Genomic DNA, 21137 nt, shown 5'->3' on the forward strand with positions numbered 1-21137 from the left:
ATAAATAGCTAGGTAAGAAGCTCTCTATAATTTAACAGTAAAAAATTGTCCCGCGTATGTGAACGTTAAAAATCAAACAAGATATATCTTAAAACACCATGACCTCAAGCTAAATTTATTTAATACTTATAAAAACAGCTAATATTCCGATTTAGTTAGATACTGATTCTAACGCGGCAAATGACCTGGGAAGATTTACCGCAACAAAAACTCAAAACGTGTTTTCAAACAAGACCTCATCTATCGGCAGCTGCCCACCACGCCCATTCGCAACTTTTGCCGCTTTTCCAATCACAATCATCATCCCGATCAAATAACCTTCGGGCAAATTAATCAGCTCAGCAACCCTCTCAGGATCAAACCCAACCAATGCACCTGTGTCATATCCCATAGATTTTGCAGCGAGCATCATAGTTTGTGCCGCCAATCCACAGCTTCGAATGGCCTCGTCCCGCTGCAACTGCTCCTTACCCTTATAAAACTCAGTTAGCATTGGTACGAGCACATCCCGGGCCTCTTTCGGCGCATCGGCCCAGTACCGCTCCGGCCGGTCGCTCCAGGCATTAATATCTGCACAAAGTATGATCAACTCAGAAGCACCTTCTACTTGCTGCTGCCCCCAGGCTGCATCTTTAAGCTGGCTGCGGAGGGAAATATCGGTGATGCGCAGGAAGCGCCAGTGCTGAATATTGTATGAAGTCGGCGACAACATGGTCGCCTGGACCAGGCGGGTAAAGTCCTCGGCGGGCATCTCTGCGGTGACATCGAAATGCTTTACCGAGCGGCGGGATTCAACTGCTTTAAACAATTCCATAAGTTTCTCTCTGACTATTGTTCGTTGATTGAATGTCGATGAGAAGAAGCTTATTAGGTTTCCTTATAGTTGATAATGGGTTGTCCTAGAGAATTATTGTTGACAAAAAGTTAACAGTTTACCGATCCCAATAAGGTGTATCACCACCAAAGTACTCTATTGCAAAGTCTATAAAGGCGCGGACTTTGGCTGGCATAAACTGTCGCTCAGGGAAAACCGCATAGATAGACTTGGCAGGCATCTGGTACTCCTCGAATAGAGGAATTAGCTTTCCAGCCTCAATATCTGGTCCAGCTACGAAGGTAGGTAAGCGGCCAATTCCTACCCCTCGAAGAAGAGCTTCCCGCAGTGCCTCGCTATTATTTACCTGGTAGTTACCCTTCACCTCGATGGTATGTAAGTGATTATCTTTGATAAAACCCCACTCTTTCACATCCCTGGAATAAGTAAAAATCAGGCAATTATGGGCACTCAACTGCTCCAGTTCTGTGGGCTCTCCGAATTCCTTCAAGTAGTCAGGTGACGCACAGAGTATACTTTTCAGAGGTGCAAGTTTGCGGGCAATCAGGCTAGTATCGGGAAGGTCACCACCGCGAATGGCGATATCAAAGCCTTCCCCCACCAAATCTACAACTTTATCGTCCAGTACCATATCAATACTGATTTCGGGGTAACGCTTCAGAAATACAGGAATTAACGGAGCCAAATGCAGTCTGCCAAAAGACATAGGAGCATTTATCCGCAAGCGACCCCGGGGCTCACCCTGTAACTGCATAACCGCGTCTTGAGCATCTCTGGCCGCTTTATAAGAAATACGCGCGTGCTCATAAAAATGCTCCCCGACCTCCGTCAGGCTCAACTTTCGCGTAGTTCTGTGCAAAAGCTTCACCCCAAGCTGCAATTCCAGCTGGGTAACCCGCTTGCTTACCGCTGACTTTGAGATACCAAGTAACTTTGCCGCCGGGGAGAAGCCACCGGTTTCTGCCACAGTCACAAATATTGGAATCGCTGAAATTGTCTCCATAAGTGACTGTTTCCTTCTCCTCAACAGTAAGTGTCTAAAATGCTGGATTATCAGTTTACCAGAAACGACATACACTTATCTCTCGCAGATAGAGGGGAGAAGCATGAGTGAACTTACCAGGGGATTAAACCCATCAACCGCAAGCGCTAACACATCACTATGGTGGGTTCACTGCCTGATGATACTTAGCACACTACTGGTCGCCGGCTCATTTCCCGTAGGTGAGTTAATCGCCGATTCACTCCCGGCGGATTCCATGATGATGGTTCGGTTCTTAATTGCGACAGGGTTATTTGCACCATTTATATTCTTAAAGCACGGGCTCCATCTGCCTCAACCCAAAAAACTACTCGGCTATGCACTACTCAGCATCCCATTAGTTATCTTTTTCTGGTGCATGTTTGAAGCACTGAAATACACGACCGCAGTGAATACCGGCGCCCTTTTTACAACCGTTCCGGCAATGACTGCCATCTTTGCCTTGATCATCAATGGTGAGCGAAGCAACACCCGAAAAATCATCGGCCTAGTCCTTGGAACACTGGGTGCGGCTTGGATAGTGTTTAAGGGGAGTATTACTACAGCAATAACACTGGACCTAAACAAAGGAGACTGGATATTCACCTTAGGTGCTATATCGCTCAGCTTATATAACCCACTTATCAAGAGAGTTTACTCAGGGGAGCCTGCAGAGGTCATGACATTCTGGGTTATTCTATTTAGCGCCCTCTGGCTACTATTGCTCTCTTTTCCAAATTTGAACCATATAGAATGGCGAAATATACCCACCGAGACTTACGGCGGGCTGTTCTATTTAGCCTTATTCTCAACTTTAATCAGTTTTTTCCTTCTGCAATTCAGCACATTAAGGATCGGGGCAACCAAAGTTGCGGCATATAGTTTTTTGAATCCGATATTTGTACTAATAGTGGCCATAGTAATGGAAATGGCAAACTTTAATATCAAGTTTATACCAGGAATAGTTTTGGTTTTTACAGCCATGCTATTTATCCAGGCAGAAAAACCTAAGAACTAATATCGCTGAAAAACTCTCAAGAGATAGAATCGTACTGCCATCAATAAGGACTGTATTTCTAATCGACAGACTTTTCTATCTCATAAATTGCATCAGAAATATCTTCCAACTTAGAGGACACTATTACCTGAGCATCGTGCAAACCTTGATTATAAAACCCAGCCCCCATCTCCTTTGCAAGGAAATCAATAAAGAACTCCGCTTCAAAACCGCCAATTTCCAGCTCAAATTCTTTAGACAGATAACCCCTAACCTTTTCGATTAGCTCTAATTTACGTCTTTCTTCCAGCTCTATTGTAGACATTACTTATTTTCCACCAACACACAGATTTAGAACAAACACCCAAACTCGCAGGAGAATAACACAAATATTCAGCCCGTTAATGAAACCCAGATACACAACTCCAAATAACAACATGCACACCGATGCTAATCTTTATTAGCAAAACGAAGGGTGTTAGATTCAAATATATTCGGATTAACTAAAATAAAATAGGATCTAAATGAGACTCTTTAACTACTTACTTGCCTTATTCATATTGTGTAGTAACTACGGCTGCTCCGAATCAGGCAGCGAAAGCTCAGTAACCTCATACAACCACAATGCTCGCGCTTCCAGTAAGGTAGTTGCAGATATCCGGTTCCCGGAACCTATCACAGGGGTCAATCAAGGAGAGCGAGGTGAATATATTGCTTACGAACACTTCCTGACAACTGAACTACCTGCTGAAGAGGTTGAACCTGTATTCCACAAACTCCAATTACTCTGCCAACAAGAGATGGAGAAAAAATGCACTATATTGCATTCTAGTCTCAGTAATGATGAAAAGCCCTACGGAAGGATTCACCTTAGAATCCACCCCACCGGGGTCGATAAAATCATTGATCTGGCATCAGAGCAAGGAGGAGTGATACAACGAGAAACCAAAGCAGAAGATTTACAAGATGTCATTATCGACAACCAAAAGCGCCTTGAAATGTTACTCCAGTATCAATCGAGACTTATAGAACTGGAACAAAAATCTGCCAGTGATATCGACACACTAATCAAGGTTGCTGAAAAGTTAGCATCGGTACAATCTGATATTGAGTATTCACAGGGGAAAAAAGCTAAACTGCTCAAGCGAACTCAGATGGATGTAGTTCAAGTTGAGTTACACTCAAAATCTTACACTTCTTTCTGGAACCCCATATCAGACTCCCTATCTCACTTTGGTGAAAACTTGTCTGACGGGCTATCTGAGGCAATCACTGCAATCGCATACCTTTTTCCCTGGACACTTATCGTCCTGTTTTTATTTTATCTGATTCGCATAATCTGGCGTAAAACCAGAAGTTAGCAGCTTATATAATCCAACTTAGTAAGAGCTTTTTAACAGAATTAAACCACTTTCTAGAGGTACCAACACCACACGCCAGATATAAAAAAGCCGAGCCACCCAAAATGGCTCGGCTTTTTACTAGGAAGTACTGTAACTACTTAGAAGTTGTAGTTAAAGCGTACACCGTAGCTCATTGGAGTAGAGAATGGTCCAGATACGAGACCATCACTTCCATCTGCATAATACGGAACAACCTCATCAGTTATATTGTTGCCGTAGGCTTCAATATTCCATTGATCATCCGGGCTCACATATTTGATAGATGCATTAATCATCCAGAAGGAATCACGGCTATCATCATAAGCAGAAGTATCACCAACTGGGAAGTCATGCTTATCAACATTCCAGTAGGTCAGGTAAGACTCATCTTCCCAGTGAATTCCGATAAACGGAATAATTGCTCCACCATGAGCCAGCTCAAAGGTGTGATCGTAATTGATGGTGAAGCTGAACTCCGGTGATACCGGCAGCTCATTGCCCTTCAGGTTGCGGTACAACTCTTCATTACTATTGTCGTGAGCTGCACCCCAATCATCAATCTCAAACAGAGACTGGTTATTGAAGTTCCAGCGGTTCCAGAAATCAGAGGTAATCTCTGTTTGCATCCAGGTAGCAAAACCACTGATTCGGCCATTCGGGTATGGGGCCCAGTCAAACTCAAGCTCCAACCCCATGATGTCTGCTCTGGCAGCATTTTTGGTGAGATAAATTACATAAGGCTCAGTGGTAACTTCGCCTGTTAAATTACCCTCTTCATCTCGCTCCTCAACATAATAGGTATATGCCGTATCCGGTGCAGCCAGCTGCATATCCTTATATTTTGAAAGAAAAAATGTGCTAGCAAGATTCAATCGACCATCAAGGAATGTACCTTTTGCACCCAGCTCCCAGGTTATAACCGTTTCTTCATCGTAGTTGGTACTGATTTCTCGTTGAATGATACGGTTGCCATCGCTATCCAAGATATATTCAGCAGTATCGGCATCTTGCTCGTACTGAATTATCGTGTCTCCAAGGCCACCTGACTTAAATCCTGATGCAATATACGAATAGAGCATTACCTCATCAGTTAAATCGTAATCTATACCGATACGGAAGTCTGTATTTTCCCAGTCATCACTAGCATCATTAGGCGCAATGGCAGTGTAAATTGAACTATCGACAAAGTAATCTGTAGACAACTCATTAAAGAGGGCTTGGTCATATGCAGGGAAGCAACCATATTCCCCAGTTGTTTCAGTATCAGCGGACCAATCTCGGACACAGCTTAAATTGTAGCCGCCCTCGTCACTCTTCTTATCTTTGGTATAACGTGCGCCAACTGTTAAATGTAAAACATCGGTAAGATCATAAGTAGCCTGTGCAAATGCAGCACTGGCTTCGATTGTCCTATCCGGTTGATCCCAAAATGTCGCATTATCAAGTGATGCAAGGAAGTAGCCATTCAGATCTGTAGTCTCATGGAAGTAGAATAAACCTGTAATCCACTGAAGGGGGCCATCTCCAGTTGATTGCAGCTGTAATTCATGAGAATAAGAGACATTTTCTGAGTCAGTAATACTCATACTCATATCCCAGGTATTGCGACCTGCATCTACATCAATCAGGTTACTACGCTCTTGAACTGCGTAACCCGTGTTATAAACAAAAGCCATGGTATCACTGAAATCCCAACGGAAATTAGACCGAAGCGAAGTCATGGTGAGATCAAGTTCACCGGGAACGTTTACAGCTACCGTATACTCATCGGCTCCAGAACCGTAATAGGTTTCGCAGTTTACGCCATCTTCACGTTCATCAGCCTTATCGCAGTCAATAGTGTTAATACCACCCGCACTACTGTCCTGATAATGCTCCGCAACAGCATACCAAGAGATATCTTCTGTTGGCTCCCACAAGGCACCAAGACGCACTGCCTGTTGGTCAACATTGCCATAAAAATCTTCAGGATCGGCTTTTACCAGGGAGACATCCTCAGATGCCCACCAATTACCATTCTGGGTAAAGGTGCGCTCAGCATCATCTGAAAGCGCGGTCGCTCCAATACTATCCGCATTAATATAGCGGTTGTCATACTGATTAGCATCGTAGTAACCAGTCAGGTAGGAATCCCGCGTTTCATCCATAAAGGATGCACGAAGAGCAAAGGTGTCTGAAACCGGGATATTAATAACACCCTTAACCAGCTCTTGGTTCCAACGGCCAAGCTCAACGCCTACGGAACCTTCAAACTCATCGATTACCGGTCTTTTTGAAATAACATTGATCGCGCCTACTGTGGAGTTACGTCCGTAAAGGGTACCCTGGGGCCCACGCATGGCCTCTACCCTTTCAGAGTCAAACATCATTGCCATAGCAGACTGCGGACGGGACGAGTAAATACCGTCAAAGTGCAAGCCAACGGCTGGATCACCAAATTCCGTAGTATTAGTAGAACGCACGCCGCGCATAGAAATCACGGGGGAAGACTGGGAAGCGTCGTAGCCGATATCAACATTAGGGATTGTATTCCCCAAGTCTTTTACGTTTTTTACCCCTTGTCGATCCAGCTCTTCTTGAGTAAATGCACTGATCGCTACGGGGGTTTCCATCAGGTTAGTTTCACGCTTGGTTGCGGTAACCGTCACCTCTTCCAACGCCCAATCATCATCCTGTTGGCTTTCTTCCTGAGCCCAAGCCGACACTACCGCGACATTTGCCATTGCAATTGCAAAGGTAAGTGGTTTTTTAATTCTCATTGATGTCTCTCCAATCTGCTGCAAAAGGAAAGCCACATTTATTTTTTAATGCATGGCCATCCCAGAGGGCCGTCGGCAGTACGGCGGCTAGGCTAAAATCTCAAAAAGAAGGGACGTAAGAAACTCAGATACGATAGAGCGGGTCGCGACTAGGACAAATAGGACTAGCTCACAATTTGTTGTCACCCGGTGCCGACCAACAAGTCAATCAAGCGCCGGTACCATAGGACATATACACCAGCTCTCTACGAATATTGGGAGTTTATTTTAAAATATACCCGCTTGTTTTCCCAACGCCTCGCATCCCAACAGCAGACCTTAAATATACGTTCCCCGGGCTATAAAGGCCACATTTGGGGGGGACTAGATGTGACTCTTAAGCCAAGAGCTGTCCTGCAAGGATAAAAAGACACTATTAATTCTTAGTTTTACAGCCCTATTTAAAATATGAATAAACCTCAGGAAACGTATTTACTAAAATGCCTGAAAAAAATAAATCTTAGATATAAAACCCAAATAAAAAATAAAATTAGAAACAAAATTCCCAATTATATTTATGCTTTTGATATGCGGTTTATGTAAGAACATAAAGAGACGGGAAAAGAAAAGGGGCCGGAAGGCCCCTCTATGCAGAAGCTCCGCAGAGCCTAAAAGCTATCGCCCGGTACTCGCACCCACCCTTCCATCAGGATTCGGGCGCTACGACTCATGATTGCCTTGGTTGCTGTCCACTGCCCATCGACCTCATTGGCTTCAGCACCCACACGCAAGGTACCCGATGGGTGGCCGAAGCAAACAGAATTCCGCTCCCCCCCGCCAGCTGCAAGGTTGACCAATGTGCCCGGAATCGCCGCGGCGGTACCAATGGCTACTGCTGCCGTGCCCATCATGGCATGGTGCAACTTGCCCATAGATAAAGCGCGCACGAGGAGGTCGACCTCGGAAGATGCCACTGCCTTACCACTGGATGCAGCGTAATCCTGCGGTTTAGCGACAAAAGCAATCTTAGGGGTGTGATGGCGATTGGCAGCTTCTTCAATGGTAGAAACCAATCCCATCTTTACCGCACCGTGAACGCGAATACTCTCAAACATCGCCAGTGCTTTGCTGTCACCATTAATGGCATCCTGCAATTCAGTGCCGTTATAGCCAATATCTTCTGCATTGACAAAAATCGTGGGAATGCCGGCATTGATCATAGTGGCCTTGAGCACACCTACATCGGGCACTTCAAGATCATCGACCAGGTTACCGGTAGGAAACATGGCACCCTCACCGTCGGCGGGGTCCATAAATTCCACTTCCACTTCAGCCGCAGGAAAAGTCACACCGTCCAGCTCAAAGTCTCCGGTTTCCTGCACCTCACCATTGGTCATAGGTACATGAACAACAATGGTCTTGCCAATATTGGCCTGCCAGATGCGCACGGTGCAGATGCCATTTTCTGGCACTCTGGCGGGCTCTACAAAACCGCTATTGATCGCAAAGGCACCCACGGCGGCGGTGAGATTGCCGCAGTTACCACTCCAATCAACAAACGGCTTATCGATGGAAACCTGACCAAAAAGGTAGTTCACATCGTGATCGGCTTTATCGCTGGGCGATAAAATTACCGTTTTGCTAGTGCTTGAAGTAGCGCCACCCATACCGTCGGTTTGCTTACCGTAGGGATCCGGGCTGCCAATCACGCGCAGCAGCAGGTTGTCACGGGCCTGCCCGGGTACCTGGGCAACTTCGGGCAGGTCTTGCAAGCGGAAGAAAACACCCTTGCTGGTTCCCCCGCGCATGTAAGTCGCGGGGATTTTTACTTGAGGAGCAAACTTCATAACTCAGGCCGTCGCTTCTGCTTCGAGGAAGTCTTTGGCAAAGCGCTGCAAAACACCCCCAGCCTCATAAATGGAAACTTCTTCTGCGGTATCCAGGCGACATGTAACAGGAGCCTCAATCGTCTCACCATTAGCGCGGTGGATAAGCAAGGTCAGCGTGGCATGAGGAGTGCGCTCACCGATTACATCGAAATTCTCGGTACCGTCGATACCCAGGGTTTCACGGGTAGTGCCCGGCTTAAACTCCAACGGCAATACACCCATGCCAATCAGGTTGGTGCGATGAATTCGCTCGAAGCCTTCGGCCACAATCGCCTCCACACCGGCAAGGCGCACACCTTTCGCAGCCCAGTCACGAGAAGAGCCCTGCCCATAATCAGCGCCTGCAATGATAATCAGTGGCTGCTTGCGATCCATATAAGTCTCGATGGCTTCCCACATACGGGTAACCTGCCCATCCGGTTCGACACGAGCCAGGGAGCCCTGACGGATCTCGCCGTTATCATCGCGCACCATTTCGTTGAGTAACTTCGGGTTAGCGAAAGTTGCACGCTGGGCAGTGAGGTGGTCGCCTCGGTGGGTCGCGTAGGAGTTAAAGTCCTCCTCCGGCAATCCCATCTTAGCCAGGTATTCACCAGCAGCACTGCTGGCCAGAATGGCATTGGACGGAGACAAGTGGTCGGTAGTGATATTGTCACCCAGCACCGCCAGCGGGCGCATGCCCTTCAAACTGCGCTCGCCTGCCAGGGCACCTTCCCAATAAGGTGGACGGCGGATATAGGTGCTCATCGGGCGCCAGTCGTAGAGTGCGTGGCCCTGCTCTTCTGCGGCATCCCGCTCTTCGAACATGGGAATATACACATCGCGGAACTGCTGTGGCTTCACGCTCTGACGTACGATCGCATCGATCTCTTCATCGCTGGGCCAGATATCTTTCAAGGTAATCGGGTTGCCATCGGCATCGTATCCCAGCGCATCTTTTTCAATATCGAACCGGATGGTGCCGGCAATAGCGTAGGCAACGACCAGTGGCGGTGAAGCCAGGAAAGCCTGCTTGGCATAGGGGTGGATACGACCGTCGAAGTTGCGGTTTCCGGACAGGACAGCGGTTGCATACAGGTCGCGGTCGATCACTTCCTGCTGGATTTTCGGGTCCAGGGCACCGCTCATGCCGTTACAGGTAGTGCAAGCGAAAGCCACTACGCCAAAGCCCATCTGCTCCAGATCCGGTAGCAGGTCAGCCTCTTCCAGATACATTTTTACCGTTTTGGAGCCCGGTGCCAGGGAGGACTTGACCCAGGGCTTGCGGGTCAGGCCGAGCTTGTTCGCATTGCGGGCAATCAGGCCTGCGGCAATCATATTGCGCGGGTTACTGGTATTGGTGCAGCTGGTAATCGCGGCAATAATCACAGCACCATCGGGCATCTCACCGGCTTTCTCTTCCCAGGCTTTAGCGATACCGCGATTAGCCAGTTCCGAAGCCGGCAGAAGCGCATGGGGGTTGGAGGGGCCAGCAAGGTTGCGACCCACTGTGTCCAGGTCAAACTTCAGTACACGCTCGTATTCGGCATCCTTCAAGGTGTCGGACCAGAGGCCCGTTTCCTTGGCAAACTTCTCTACCAAAGCTACCTGCTCATCATCGCGGCCGGTGAGTTTGAGGTAGTCGATGGTTTGCTCATCGATAGAGAACATGGCCGCAGTAGCGCCATACTCCGGAGTCATATTGGAAATAGTGGCGCGATCGCCCAGGGTCAGGTTGGAAGCCCCCTCACCGTAAAACTCCAGGTAGGCTCCGACCACGCGCTCGCGGCGCAGGAATTCAGTGAGAGCCAATACCAAGTCGGTACCAGTAATACCCGGCTGCAACTTTCCGGTGAGCTCCACTCCAACAATATGCGGCAGACGCATATAAGAGGCGCGGCCGAGCATCACGCTCTCAGCTTCCAGGCCGCCAACACCCACAGAAATCACACCCAAAGCATCTACCATCGGCGTGTGGCTGTCGGTACCGACACAGGTATCCGGGAAGGCCACGCCCTCGCGCACCTGCACCACCGGAGACATTTTCTCCAGATTGATCTGGTGCATGATGCCGTTACCGGGGGGAATCACATCGACGTTTCCAAATGCGGTTTTGGTCCAGTTGATAAAGTGGAAGCGATCTTCGTTACGACGCTCCTCTACCGCACGATTTTTTTCAAAAGCATCCTTCTCAAAGCCGGGGTGCTCTACCGCGAGGGAGTGATCCACAATCAACTGGGTGGGAACCACTGGATTTACCTTGGCGGGATCACCGCCTTTATCGGCAATGGCATCGCGCAGACCGGCTAGGTCTACCAGCGCAGTTTGGCCGAGGATGTCGTGGCACACAACCCGGGCTGGAAACCAAGGGAAGTCCAACTCGCGCTTGCGCTCAATAATCTGTTTCAGGGAGTCGGTCAGTTTTGCCGGCTCGCAGCGACGCACCAGGTTTTCCGCCAGAATACGTGAGGTATACGGCAGTTTGGCATAGGCTCCGGTCTGGATCGCGTCAACAGCGGCTCGGGTATCGAAATAATCGAGGTCTGTACCGGGCAGTGATTTGCGGTAATCAGTATTCATAGCAGGTAAATCAGTCGAATCTTTTTTTAAAATCGTGTCTCTTCTGAGGGTGGCTCCAGGCCACTCACCAAAGGCAACCTGGAGCCGGCACACCGGGTGTGCCTCATTTCAAAAGTGAAATGAAAATTAACCGCGCTCAGCGATTGGAGTTACTGTACGGGGCTCAACACCTACGTACTCCGCACTCGGGCGAATAATGCGGTTATCAGCGCGCTGCTCGAATACATGTGCAGCCCAGCCGGTAACGCGGGACATTACAAAAATCGGGGTAAACAACTTTGTGGGAATACCCATAAAGTGATAAGCGGAAGCGTGGAAGAAGTCTGCATTACAGAACAATTTTTTCTCACGCCACATTACTTCTTCACAACGAACAGATACCGGGTACAGCACAGTATCACCGACATCCTCAGCCAGTTTTTCAGACCAGGCTTTAATGATCACATTACGTGGATCGGACTCGCGGTAAATCGCATGTCCAAAACCCATAATCTTTTCCTTGCGCTCCAGCATACCCAGCAGTTCTTTTTCTGCTTCATCCGGGCTGGAGAAACGCTCGATCATTTCCATCGCCGCTTCGTTAGCACCACCGTGTAGTGGACCACGCAGGGTGCCGATGGCTCCAGTGATACAGCTAAACAGGTCGGACAGAGTGGATGCACACACTCGCGCAGTGAAAGTCGACGCGTTGAACTCGTGCTCTGCATACAGGATCAGGGAAACATTCATGACCTGCTCATGCAGTGCATTGGGTTTTTCATCGCGCAGCATATGCAGGAAGTGCCCGCCGATGCTGTCATCATTGGTTTCAGTTTCAATACGCACATTGTCGTGGGTGAAACGGTACCAGTAGCAGATTATGGATGGGAAAGCAGCCAACAGACGGTTGGCTTTTTCCAATTGCTGGGCGAAAGACTCTTCACCTTCCAGGTTACCCAGCATGGAGCAACCGGTACGCATTACATCCATCGGGTGGGCATCAGCGGGGATGCGCTCAAGAACTTCTTTCAGCGCTTGCGGCAGGCCGCGCATGCTTTTTAACACCGCCTTGTACTCAGCAAGCTGACCGCTAGTAGGTAACTCTCCGTAGAAAATCAGGTAAGCCACTTCTTCAAACTGACAGTGCTCAGCCAGATCTTTGATATCGTAACCACGGTAAGTCAGGCCGGAACCGGATTTGCCCACCGTAGACAGTGCAGTTTTACCCGCAACCTGACCACGTAGACCGGCACCACCCAATGCTTTATCTACCATCTTCTTTATCTCCCCTGTTTTGCACACACTTGATGTGTTCATCCAATTGAATGCGAATCCCCGGACACAAGGCCCGGGAAACCCATCCTTACTTGTTGAAAAGCTCGTCCAGCTTTTGCTCAAACTCGTGATAATTCAGATAATCGTACAGCTCCTCACGGGTCTGCATGGTATCGACAACAGCTTGTTGATCACCATTTTGCAGAATGCTGGTGTATACGTTTTCCGCCGCGCGGTTCATCGCACGGAATGCCGACAGTGGATACAGTACGATATCTGCGCCCGCTTCGCCCAACTCTTTGGCGTTATACAACTTGGTTTTACCAAATTCGGTAATATTGGCCAAAATCGGCACATTTAACGCATCTTTAAAGGCACGATAGTGCTCCAATTCAGTTACGGCTTCCGCAAAGATGCCGTCTGCTCCAGCCTCGATACAGGCCTGGGCACGCTCAATGGCTGCGTCGAGCCCTTCCTGCGCAAAGGCATCGGTGCGGGCCATCACAAAGAAGTCATCATCGGTGCGTGCGTCCACTGCCGCCTTAATGCGATCGACCATTTCCTGCTTGGAGACAATCTCTTTGTTGGGGCGGTGGCCACAGCGCTTTTGCGCTACCTGATCTTCGATGTGTACCGCAGCGGCACCAGCACGGATCATTTCTTTAATGGTGCGAGCAATATTGAAAGCGCCACCCCAGCCAGTATCAATATCCACCAGCAGCGGCAATTCACTGGCGCCAGTAATTCGACGAACATCTTCCAGCACATTGTCGAGGCTGGTCATACCCAAATCTGGCAGGCCATAGGAGGCGTTAGCGACACCAGCTCCAGATAAGTAAATCGCCTTGTGACCAATACGTTCAGCCATAATGGCGAAATAGGCGTTAATGGTTCCAACCACTTGTAACGGTTGGTTCTCGGCGAGTGCAGCACGGAAACGTGCGCCAGCAGAAGGCTTTTGACTCATGCTCTACCTCAGTTTCTTTTCAATGTTTATTCTTGAGGCGCGGATATGCCGGCGCATCAACAGCTCTGCCAGCTCTCCATCCCCTGCCTCAATGGCTTCAATAATATGGTTGTGCTCGCGAAATGCCCGCTGAGCCCTGGGACTGGCCATTCCCAACTGGTAGCGATACATACGAACACGGTAATAAAGTCGATTGCATAGGGTGTCGATCAGGAGATCATTTTTTGATGCCTGCACTATGCGGAAATGAAAGTCGAAATCCCCTTCCGGCTGGAAATACGCCTTACCGGCCTGCAACTCTTCCTGCTGTTCATGGTGATAGAGCATTTGGCGCAACTCAATCAGGTCTTCCTCGGTGCGCTGCTCTGCCGCTAAACGGCAAGCCATACCCTCCAGAGCTTCACGAACTTCATAGAGCTCCAGCAAACCGCGCTCACTTAACTCTACAACCCGGGCCCCTACATTGACCTTGCGTTCCAGCAGCCCCAGAGACTCCAGGCGCATCACAGCTTCGCGCAAACTCCCGCGACTGGCATTAAAGCGGCGCGCCAGTTCCGGCTCGCTAATTTTACTGCCAGAGGCAATTTGCCCCTCCACAATTTCAGCGCGCAAAGTCAGAAATAAACGCTCAGCCAGGCTTTGGCGTTCCTCCGAAGCTGAACCGGTAGTACCAACTACAGTCATGTAAAACCTGGATTGTCGACAATCTTTAAGGGGGCAGACATTAAATCACCAGCATTGTCCCGTCAACCGCCGAAAAATCGGTGTAAACATTAAGGATTGTTGACAGTAGGGCAAAATGGGTGACTTTCAACAGAGCAGTAGTCTTGCCATGCTTAAGTGGGCATAATAGCGCCCGCGCCAGATGAGCCTGTTCGACTAAAGCGAGCGCTCTATGCTTTATTTGGGGCTTAGGGAAAAACCCACAGAAAGAATATCCAGGCCTCGGAACAGCGCTTGTTTTAGGCTGCCACCACCCAGGTTACAGACAGAGTTATGCCGAAGAGTATTATCAGGCGATGGCTGCCAAGCCCCGAAGAAGTTAGAGCCAACAACGGCCTCAAATTTCTGGGGACTCTTCTCCACGACCCCAACCTTTTCCACCTGAACCGACACTCAGTATCGGTCGCATTTGCAGTTGGCGTATTTACCAGTTTCCTCCCACTGCCGGGGCAAATGGTCATTGCCGCCCTGCTCGCACTCTGGCTGCGCTGCAACCTGCCTCTGTCGATGATTCTTGTTTGGATCAGTAACCCGATTACCATGCCGGCCATTTTCTTTAGCACTTACAAGCTCGGTGCATGGGTTCTGGGAACACCACCAGTGGATTTCAGCATAGAACTATCTTGGGAATGGCTGACCAGTGAAGTCGGGAAAATCTGGCTGCCATTATTTACCGGCTCACTGATTGCCGGGGCATTCTTTGCAACGCTTGCCTATTTTGCAATGCGCGCCCTATGGCGCTGGCATGTTGTGAAGAGATGGAAACTCCGAATCCAAAGGCGGTCAGCCGTCAGTTAATGCTTCCCGCTGAAAATTCGATGTACGACCCAGCAGGCAAATGCCCCTGAGGCGATTGCCAGCAGTGCCTGCAGGTAATATTCAGTAAAAAACCCCAGCACTGAGGCTGCGACAGTACCGACAAGAAAAGCTCGATGAGCCACTTTGATTTTGGCGGTTGCCGCAGCCAGGACTGCCACGCATACCACCATAAACGCTGAAACTATTGCCCCAAGAGCAACAATCCAGGCGGACCAGATCTCCCAACCCTCTTCATAACAAACCGAGCCATCACGCATATCTGACGGACAAAAGGTCAGCAAATGCCACTCATCCAGCAGCAAAGTAAAGCAAGCGGCCAAAACCCAAGCCAAAACCGCAGCGGGCACTGGCAGGTATCTGCGAAAAGCAGCGCCCTTTTTCAAACCCCTACCCTAATTACTCATTGCGCAAAGCCGCTGCCGGCTGCACCTGGCTGGCCTTAAGGGCCGGATATAACGTTGCCAACAGGCTGAGCACAAAGCCCGCAGCCACTACCAGGGCCACATCTCCCCACACCAACTGGGACGGCAGATAATCCACGGGATACACATCGGACTTTAAAAATTGAATGCCCAGCATTGACTCAAGCCCCGCCACCAAATTGGTGACCGTCAGAGAGCCCAGCACCCCCAATGCACCACCGACCACAGCACCCACAAGCCCAACCAAGGCTCCCTGACTCACAAACGTCAGCAGGATTTGTCGGGTACTGGCCCCCATAGTGCGAAGGATGGCGATATCGCTGTGCTTATCGATAACCACCATCACCAGAGTAGAAACCACATTGAAAGCGGCAATAGCAATAATCAGAAACACCAGCAGCCCCACCAGATTACGGGACATCTGGATAGCCTGATAGAGATTACCGTGGGTTCGGCTCCAGTCAGTACCGTAGAAATTTCCACGGGGCAGTTCCTGCAAAAGGCGCCGCATAATCCAGTTGGCCTCAAGCATTTCATCGACCCGTAACTGGACCCCTGCCCCACCACTGCCTCCAGCAAGGGCCTTGGCCTGCTGCCACGAAACCAGAGCAAGGGACTGATCCAAAACCGTGCCGGAGTGAAAAACCTCAGCCACCTTAAACCCGGCAACCCGGGCAGCCCTGCGCGCGCCGGTGGCGCTATCGTTGTTCGGTACTATCAGGGAGAGGTAGTCACCGGCCTCAACACCCAATTTTTCCGCAATACCTTTACCCAGGACCACACCTGGCTCTGACGGATTAACCAGAGCATCGAAGGATGTGGATTTAAGGAAGTCTCCGATATTGGAGACTTCGGTAATCGTCTCCGGATTAACTCCCTGCACCAACAGCGGCGTCACCTCGGCACCACGCCTGGCCAGTGCATTGACTTGCCACACTTCAGCCGCAGAGAGAACGGCCGGATCGGAAACCACCTGTTGGCGCACCTGACTCCAATCCACATCGGGGCTGGCGTTATAAATAGTGACATGGGGCATAATCCCCAGAATCCGCTCGCGCAACTCCCGATCAAAACCATTCATTACCGACATCACCACAATCATCAGGGCAACACCGAGGATCAGGCCGATCATCGATAATCCGGAAATAAATGACACCAAACCGGCCGAATCATCGTTTCGGCGCTGGGCTCCGGCGTAACGCAATCCAATAAAGGCGGGAAGTGGCTTAAACATGGTCACCCTGGTGCCAGTCAGCGGTTAACTGCCCATCAATCAAATGGAGACAGCGATCCAAGGCCGCCGCAAGATCAGGATCATGGGTAACGATCACAAAACTGATGCCCATTTCCTGATTCAAGCGGTCCATCAGCTTGTGAATTTCTGCCGCCGTCGCCCTATCCAGGTTACCGGTAGGCTCATCCATTAATACACAGGCGGGCCTTGTCACCAATGCCCGGGCAATAGCTACTCGCTGTCTTTCGCCACCGGAAAGCTGGGATGGTTTGTGACCCATTCGCTCGCCAAGCCCAACCGCCGTGAGCATCGCCTGGGCCTCTTTGCGGGCGTCAGCGACAGAGCGCTTGCCGATCAACAGCGGCATAGCGACATTTTCCAAAGCGGAAAACTCGTTCAGCAGATGGTGAAACTGATATACGAAACCGAGACTGCTGTTGCGCAACCACCCGCGCTCATTGGCATTGAGATCGGCAAGATTCTTCCCCGATACCCAAACCTCACCGGAGCTGGGGGTATCGAGGCCGCCGAGCAAGTTGAGGAGAGTCGACTTGCCGGAGCCGGAAGCACCGACGATAGCCAATTTTTCTCCCCGCTTAACCTCCAGTTCGACGCCACTCAGGACCTCCAGGTCCCTGCCTCCCTGGCGATAGTGCTTGCGCAATTGCCGGCAAGCCAAAACAGCATCACCCGGGGCCGGTGCTGGCCGCGCTTTTTCCGTATCTATTTCCACTCGACTGTTCATCAATCTATTCGCTGTCTCTCAACATCTATAAATCGCGCCGATCAAACAGATCGACCATGGATTTATACAAATTTATTCATAACGGAGAGCTTCCGCCGGCTCAATCTGTGCCGCCCGCCAAGCGGGAAATATGGTTGCCAGCAAGCTCATACAAATTGCCGCCGTCAGCACCACTACCGCATCGCCAACACGAAATTCAGATGGCAGGTAACTGACAAAGAAAACTCGGGGGTCAAAGATCTTTGCGCCTACCACTGACTCAATCCAGGTCACCATCTCGGTCAGATTCATCGCTATGAGGATGCCCAGTAGAGCGCCGGAGAAGGCGCCGATAATTCCTATAGCACTCCCCTGGATCACAAACACCGCCATAATCTGGCGCGAAGTCAGCCCCAACGTTCTCAATACGGCGATATCGGAGCGTTTATCCGCAACCATCAGCACCAGCGCCGAGACAATATTAAATGCGGCTACCGCGACAATAATCATCAGCATCAGTGTGACAACTGTCTTCTCCATCTTCACCGCCTGAAAAAGACTTCCCTGGGAATCCCCCCAGTCTTCACCCTGAAACCCTTCGCCAAGCTCATTTGCATAAACGGCAACTCGACCCAGCGCATTATCCATATCGTCAAAACGCAGCTGTAACCCCTGGACTTTGCCGCTCATACGGGTCAAGCGAGCAGCATCTTCAATATTGATCAGTGCAACATTCTGATCCACCTGCGCACCCACAGAGAAAACGCCAGCAACGGTAAAACGTTTGGTGCGAGGAAATATACCCGCCGGCGTGACAGCCACTTCCGGCAGCGTCAGGATTACCGAGTCTCCGGGAATTACATTGAGCTGGTGAGCGAGGATTCTCCCCAAAACCACCCGGTAGCTGCGGGGCTCCAGCAGATCCAGGTTGCCCATCACCATATGTTCGCCAACTGTCGACACTTTGCGCAACGCCCGGGGCTCCACACCCTGGAATTGAGCGCCGTGACTGCTCCCATGGGCACTCAAAAGGGCATAGCCATTCACAAAAGGACTCGTTGCCTCGACATGGGGCTGTGCTTCCAGCTGCCGCGCGGGCTCCTGCCAGTCCACAAGGCCGCCTTCCCTCTCAACAAAGCCGTGAGGTACAACACTCAAGATTCGGGTTTTAAGCTCACGATCGAAGCCGTTCATAACAGAAGCTACAACGATCAAAGCAAGAACACCAAGAGCCATCCCCAGCAGGGAGAAGCCGTTGATGAAAGATATAAACTGCTGTCTGCGGCGGGCAGCCACGTATCGCAAGCCAATAAAAAGGGGAACAGGTTTTAGCATAGGGCCGATTTAAACGGAAAAACGTCAGGAAATCCAAAGATTTAGGCAAGTTTACCGCACGTTGTAGGTCTTGAGCTTCTTATTCAGCCGCTCCAGGGTCTCTTCATCCCAGCCATCAGGCTCCGTCATGGCGACCCAAGCCATAGTGTAACCCTTTGGAGTATATCGATGGCCAAAAGACAGAGGAGCTAAACCTACATTCAAATCTGCCAATAGCTGCAGACCTGTGACCAATGGGTACCATTCAAGATCAGGCGACACATCCGGCCCCCGGGGGTGATTCAGCCAGTCCGGCCTCTCAATCGCCCAGCGCACACGAAAAAACACGATGGGATCACTGGCGTGCTGGAGAAATACAATCCTGAATTCCCCCCAGGGCTCACTGCCAATATATCCGCCGTACTGGTTACCAAAACGAACAACTTCTCCCCCCTTGTAGATAGGCAGCCAGGCAGGTGTGCCAGGATCACGATTATTGACTATCCGACTCCAAATACCATCTCCCAATGGAGGGCCCGCCCACAGTGCGCCATCGATTGGGTCATCAACAATATCGTAGAAGTCGAAAGAATCCTCGGATAACTGAGCCCCAAGGCTAAGACCGAACAAATAAACTCTCGGGCGATCTTCAGCCGGCAACTCCGTCCAATAATCATAAATTACTTTAAACAGTGTTCTCGCCGATTCGAGCCCCTCTGAGTCATCCGCCATCAGTGCGATAGGGCTGGGCAAATACGAGTATTGAGTAGCAACAATCGCCGTGTTTCCCCGGTATAGAAACTCAAGGGAATTGACAGCACCCGGGTCTACCCAACCAGCACCGGTTGGTGTTGCCACCAATAGGATCTCACGCTTGAATGCGTCCACCCGCTTCAATTCCTCAAGAGCTAGTTGTGCGCGCTTTAACGGTGTCTCAGCACTTTCAAGCCCAACAAAAACTCTTATAGGCTGGACTGCAGAACCTGCCACTTCCTGTATGTCCTCAACTGCTGGTCCAAGTGTCAAAAAACGGCGTCCCTGGTGCCCGATACCTTTCCAGTTAACTAACGAATTTGCCCCTCCCGGACTATCCGGGTTTTTTGGCTGCACAATATTCGCTGCGACAGCGTCATCGAAGCGCTGATAGATAGACGAAATAACATCCAGGCCCGCATTCAGCAGCACCCCGGTAAACAAGCCCCAGTAAAGCAGAACAGCAGCAACCACCCCTACCAGCAGCGCCACACGTTCCGGCACATGCTGCTCAACATAACCCGCTACAAGGCGCATAACACGCTGGAACCCTTTGCCCAGCAACCAGAAAACAAAAAAAGTAAACAGTGCGACTGCAGCGACAGTTATTGGTCCTATAGTCGTCACAGGCTCCATTCCCATCAATGCGCGAATAGAGTTTTGCCAATAAACACCCTGCCAAAGAAACGCGAATATCAGGAGAGCACAGAAAATCAACACGGAACGATCAAACGTACGTCGCTGCCAGGGCGTTACGGGTAAATTAGGAATTTTCAGGAACTTCCAGAACCAACAAATGAAAACACCCAATGCATAGCCAAAAGTAAATGCCACACCGGCCAAGAGCCCCTGCATAGGGCTACTGCGAGGAATAAGAGATGGAGTCAAAGAAAGGGCAAAACAGATGGAGCCGATAAGCAGACCGAGGATTGAAAAAGTTTTTACCAGCCTCATTCTTATCCGCTCGACAAACCAAGCCCAACTATCAGCCTAGCCCTAACCCCATTTCTGTGTTTGATCGACACAAAACTCAGCGCCATAACCTTACCAGTATTTAAACTTAACCAATTGGCACCTAATCACTTGGATAGGCGTATTTTTCTCCGGTTATGGCGTTAAAACGTGAAGAAAAACAGGAGCTTTGGCGGAAATTCTGTTCTAATGGGACGGCTAATGGAACATCTAAATCGGAGAACAAAAAATGTTCAGCAGACTCCGCAGCGGATTGAATTGTCTCGCTGGCTCAATGGCCCTACTCCTTTCTTTTGGCGTCCAGGCGACAACAATAGAGGTACCCGTAGGCACCCAGGGTGGGGAACTCACCATTGAAGAAGTCCGTGGGTTAAAAAAAGATGATGTCACCTCGCGCCTGGGAGAGCCTCTCGGTATCCAGGGGCCAATTGGCGAGCCAGCCATCACTCGCTGGGAATACAATGATTTCTACGTCTTCTTTGAGCAGGACACTGTTTTGCATACCGTCAAAAAACCCAGCGGCTGATCATGAAA

General features: G+C 49.9%; 18 protein-coding genes. 4 read left to right on the top strand and 14 right to left on the bottom strand.

Features of this window, described 5'->3' with window-relative positions:
- Positions 1-211: 211 nt before the first annotated feature.
- Both BTJ40_RS12450 and BTJ40_RS12455 read right to left on the bottom strand, forming a co-directional pair.
- Positions 212-814, bottom strand: a complete 603-nt coding sequence (locus tag BTJ40_RS12450; protein ID WP_108733398.1) for a nitroreductase family protein — start codon at positions 812-814, stop codon at positions 212-214.
- Between the two features lie 118 nt (positions 815-932).
- The gene (locus BTJ40_RS12455; RefSeq protein ID WP_108733399.1) at positions 933-1838 is read right to left on the bottom strand and encodes a LysR family transcriptional regulator; all 906 of its coding nucleotides are present in this window, start codon (positions 1836-1838) and stop codon (positions 933-935) included.
- Between the two features lie 103 nt (positions 1839-1941).
- Here BTJ40_RS12455 and BTJ40_RS12460 point away from each other — a divergent pair, with 103 nt between their 5' ends.
- Positions 1942-2874 (top strand): DMT family transporter, encoded by a 933-nt coding sequence (locus BTJ40_RS12460; protein ID WP_108733400.1) that lies wholly within the window; start codon positions 1942-1944, stop codon positions 2872-2874.
- A 58-nt stretch (positions 2875-2932) separates the two neighbouring features.
- Here BTJ40_RS12460 and BTJ40_RS12465 read toward each other — a convergent pair whose 3' ends face one another.
- Positions 2933-3178, bottom strand: coding sequence for a DUF2164 domain-containing protein (locus BTJ40_RS12465; RefSeq protein ID WP_108733401.1), 246 nt, complete (start codon positions 3176-3178; stop codon positions 2933-2935).
- Between the two features lie 199 nt (positions 3179-3377).
- On the opposite strand from BTJ40_RS12465, the gene BTJ40_RS12470 reads away from it, so the two are divergent.
- A complete protein-coding gene (locus BTJ40_RS12470) occupies positions 3378-4214 on the top strand; it encodes a DUF4349 domain-containing protein (RefSeq protein ID WP_108733402.1) in 837 nt (278 codons plus the stop codon).
- A 140-nt stretch (positions 4215-4354) separates the two neighbouring features.
- Here BTJ40_RS12470 and BTJ40_RS12475 read toward each other — a convergent pair whose 3' ends face one another.
- The 6 genes from BTJ40_RS12475 to BTJ40_RS12500 all read right to left on the bottom strand — a co-directional run bounded on the left by BTJ40_RS12475 (position 4355) and on the right by BTJ40_RS12500 (position 14326).
- Positions 4355-6994: a TonB-dependent receptor gene (locus BTJ40_RS12475; RefSeq protein ID WP_108733403.1), complete on the bottom strand. Its 2640-nt coding sequence runs from the start codon at positions 6992-6994 to the stop codon at positions 4355-4357.
- A 647-nt stretch (positions 6995-7641) separates the two neighbouring features.
- On the bottom strand, positions 7642-8820 hold the full coding sequence (prpF, locus tag BTJ40_RS12480; RefSeq protein WP_108733404.1) for a 2-methylaconitate cis-trans isomerase PrpF: 1179 nt from the start codon (positions 8818-8820) through the stop codon (positions 7642-7644).
- Between the two features lie 3 nt (positions 8821-8823).
- Positions 8824-11421 (bottom strand): Fe/S-dependent 2-methylisocitrate dehydratase AcnD, encoded by a 2598-nt coding sequence (gene acnD, locus BTJ40_RS12485; RefSeq protein ID WP_108735260.1) that lies wholly within the window; start codon positions 11419-11421, stop codon positions 8824-8826.
- A 126-nt stretch (positions 11422-11547) separates the two neighbouring features.
- Complete coding sequence (prpC, locus tag BTJ40_RS12490) at positions 11548-12675, bottom strand: 2-methylcitrate synthase (protein WP_108733405.1); 1128 nt, start codon at positions 12673-12675, stop codon at positions 11548-11550.
- A gap of 88 nt (positions 12676-12763) precedes the next feature.
- Positions 12764-13642 carry a methylisocitrate lyase gene (prpB, locus tag BTJ40_RS12495; protein ID WP_108733406.1) on the bottom strand — a complete coding sequence of 293 codons (879 nt, stop codon included), beginning with the start codon at positions 13640-13642 and terminating at the stop codon, positions 12764-12766.
- A gap of 3 nt (positions 13643-13645) precedes the next feature.
- Entirely contained in the window at positions 13646-14326 is a 681-nt protein-coding gene (locus BTJ40_RS12500; protein WP_108733407.1) for a GntR family transcriptional regulator, read from the bottom strand.
- Between the two features lie 312 nt (positions 14327-14638).
- On the opposite strand from BTJ40_RS12500, the gene BTJ40_RS12505 reads away from it, so the two are divergent.
- Positions 14639-15163: a DUF2062 domain-containing protein gene (locus BTJ40_RS12505; RefSeq protein WP_108733408.1), complete on the top strand. Its 525-nt coding sequence runs from the start codon at positions 14639-14641 to the stop codon at positions 15161-15163.
- On the opposite strand, the gene BTJ40_RS12510 is transcribed toward BTJ40_RS12505, so the two are convergent.
- The 5 genes from BTJ40_RS12510 to BTJ40_RS12530 all read right to left on the bottom strand — a co-directional run bounded on the left by BTJ40_RS12510 (position 15160) and on the right by BTJ40_RS12530 (position 20585).
- Positions 15160-15567 carry a hypothetical protein gene (locus BTJ40_RS12510; protein WP_108733409.1) on the bottom strand — a complete coding sequence of 136 codons (408 nt, stop codon included), beginning with the start codon at positions 15565-15567 and terminating at the stop codon, positions 15160-15162. The two genes, BTJ40_RS12505 and BTJ40_RS12510, sit on opposite strands and share 4 nt — an antisense overlap.
- A 13-nt stretch (positions 15568-15580) precedes the next feature.
- On the bottom strand, positions 15581-16840 hold the full coding sequence (locus BTJ40_RS12515; protein WP_108733410.1) for a lipoprotein-releasing ABC transporter permease subunit: 1260 nt from the start codon (positions 16838-16840) through the stop codon (positions 15581-15583).
- The gene (gene lolD / locus BTJ40_RS12520) at positions 16833-17585 is read right to left on the bottom strand and encodes a lipoprotein-releasing ABC transporter ATP-binding protein LolD (protein WP_108733411.1); all 753 of its coding nucleotides are present in this window, start codon (positions 17583-17585) and stop codon (positions 16833-16835) included. Before lolD ends, BTJ40_RS12515 begins: the two co-directional genes overlap by 8 nt.
- Positions 17586-17657: 72 nt before the next feature.
- Positions 17658-18899 carry a lipoprotein-releasing ABC transporter permease subunit gene (locus BTJ40_RS12525; protein ID WP_108733412.1) on the bottom strand — a complete coding sequence of 414 codons (1242 nt, stop codon included), beginning with the start codon at positions 18897-18899 and terminating at the stop codon, positions 17658-17660.
- A 51-nt stretch (positions 18900-18950) separates the two neighbouring features.
- On the bottom strand, positions 18951-20585 hold the full coding sequence (locus tag BTJ40_RS12530) for an alpha/beta-hydrolase family protein (protein ID WP_108733413.1): 1635 nt from the start codon (positions 20583-20585) through the stop codon (positions 18951-18953).
- Between the two features lie 247 nt (positions 20586-20832).
- Between BTJ40_RS12530 and BTJ40_RS12535 the strand changes: the two genes are divergently transcribed.
- Positions 20833-21129: a hypothetical protein gene (locus BTJ40_RS12535; RefSeq protein ID WP_108733414.1), complete on the top strand. Its 297-nt coding sequence runs from the start codon at positions 20833-20835 to the stop codon at positions 21127-21129.
- The last annotated feature ends 8 nt before the right edge of the window (positions 21130-21137 follow it).

This window comes from Microbulbifer sp. A4B17 (assembly GCF_003076275.1).
Classification (GTDB): Bacteria; Pseudomonadota; Gammaproteobacteria; order Pseudomonadales; family Cellvibrionaceae; genus Microbulbifer.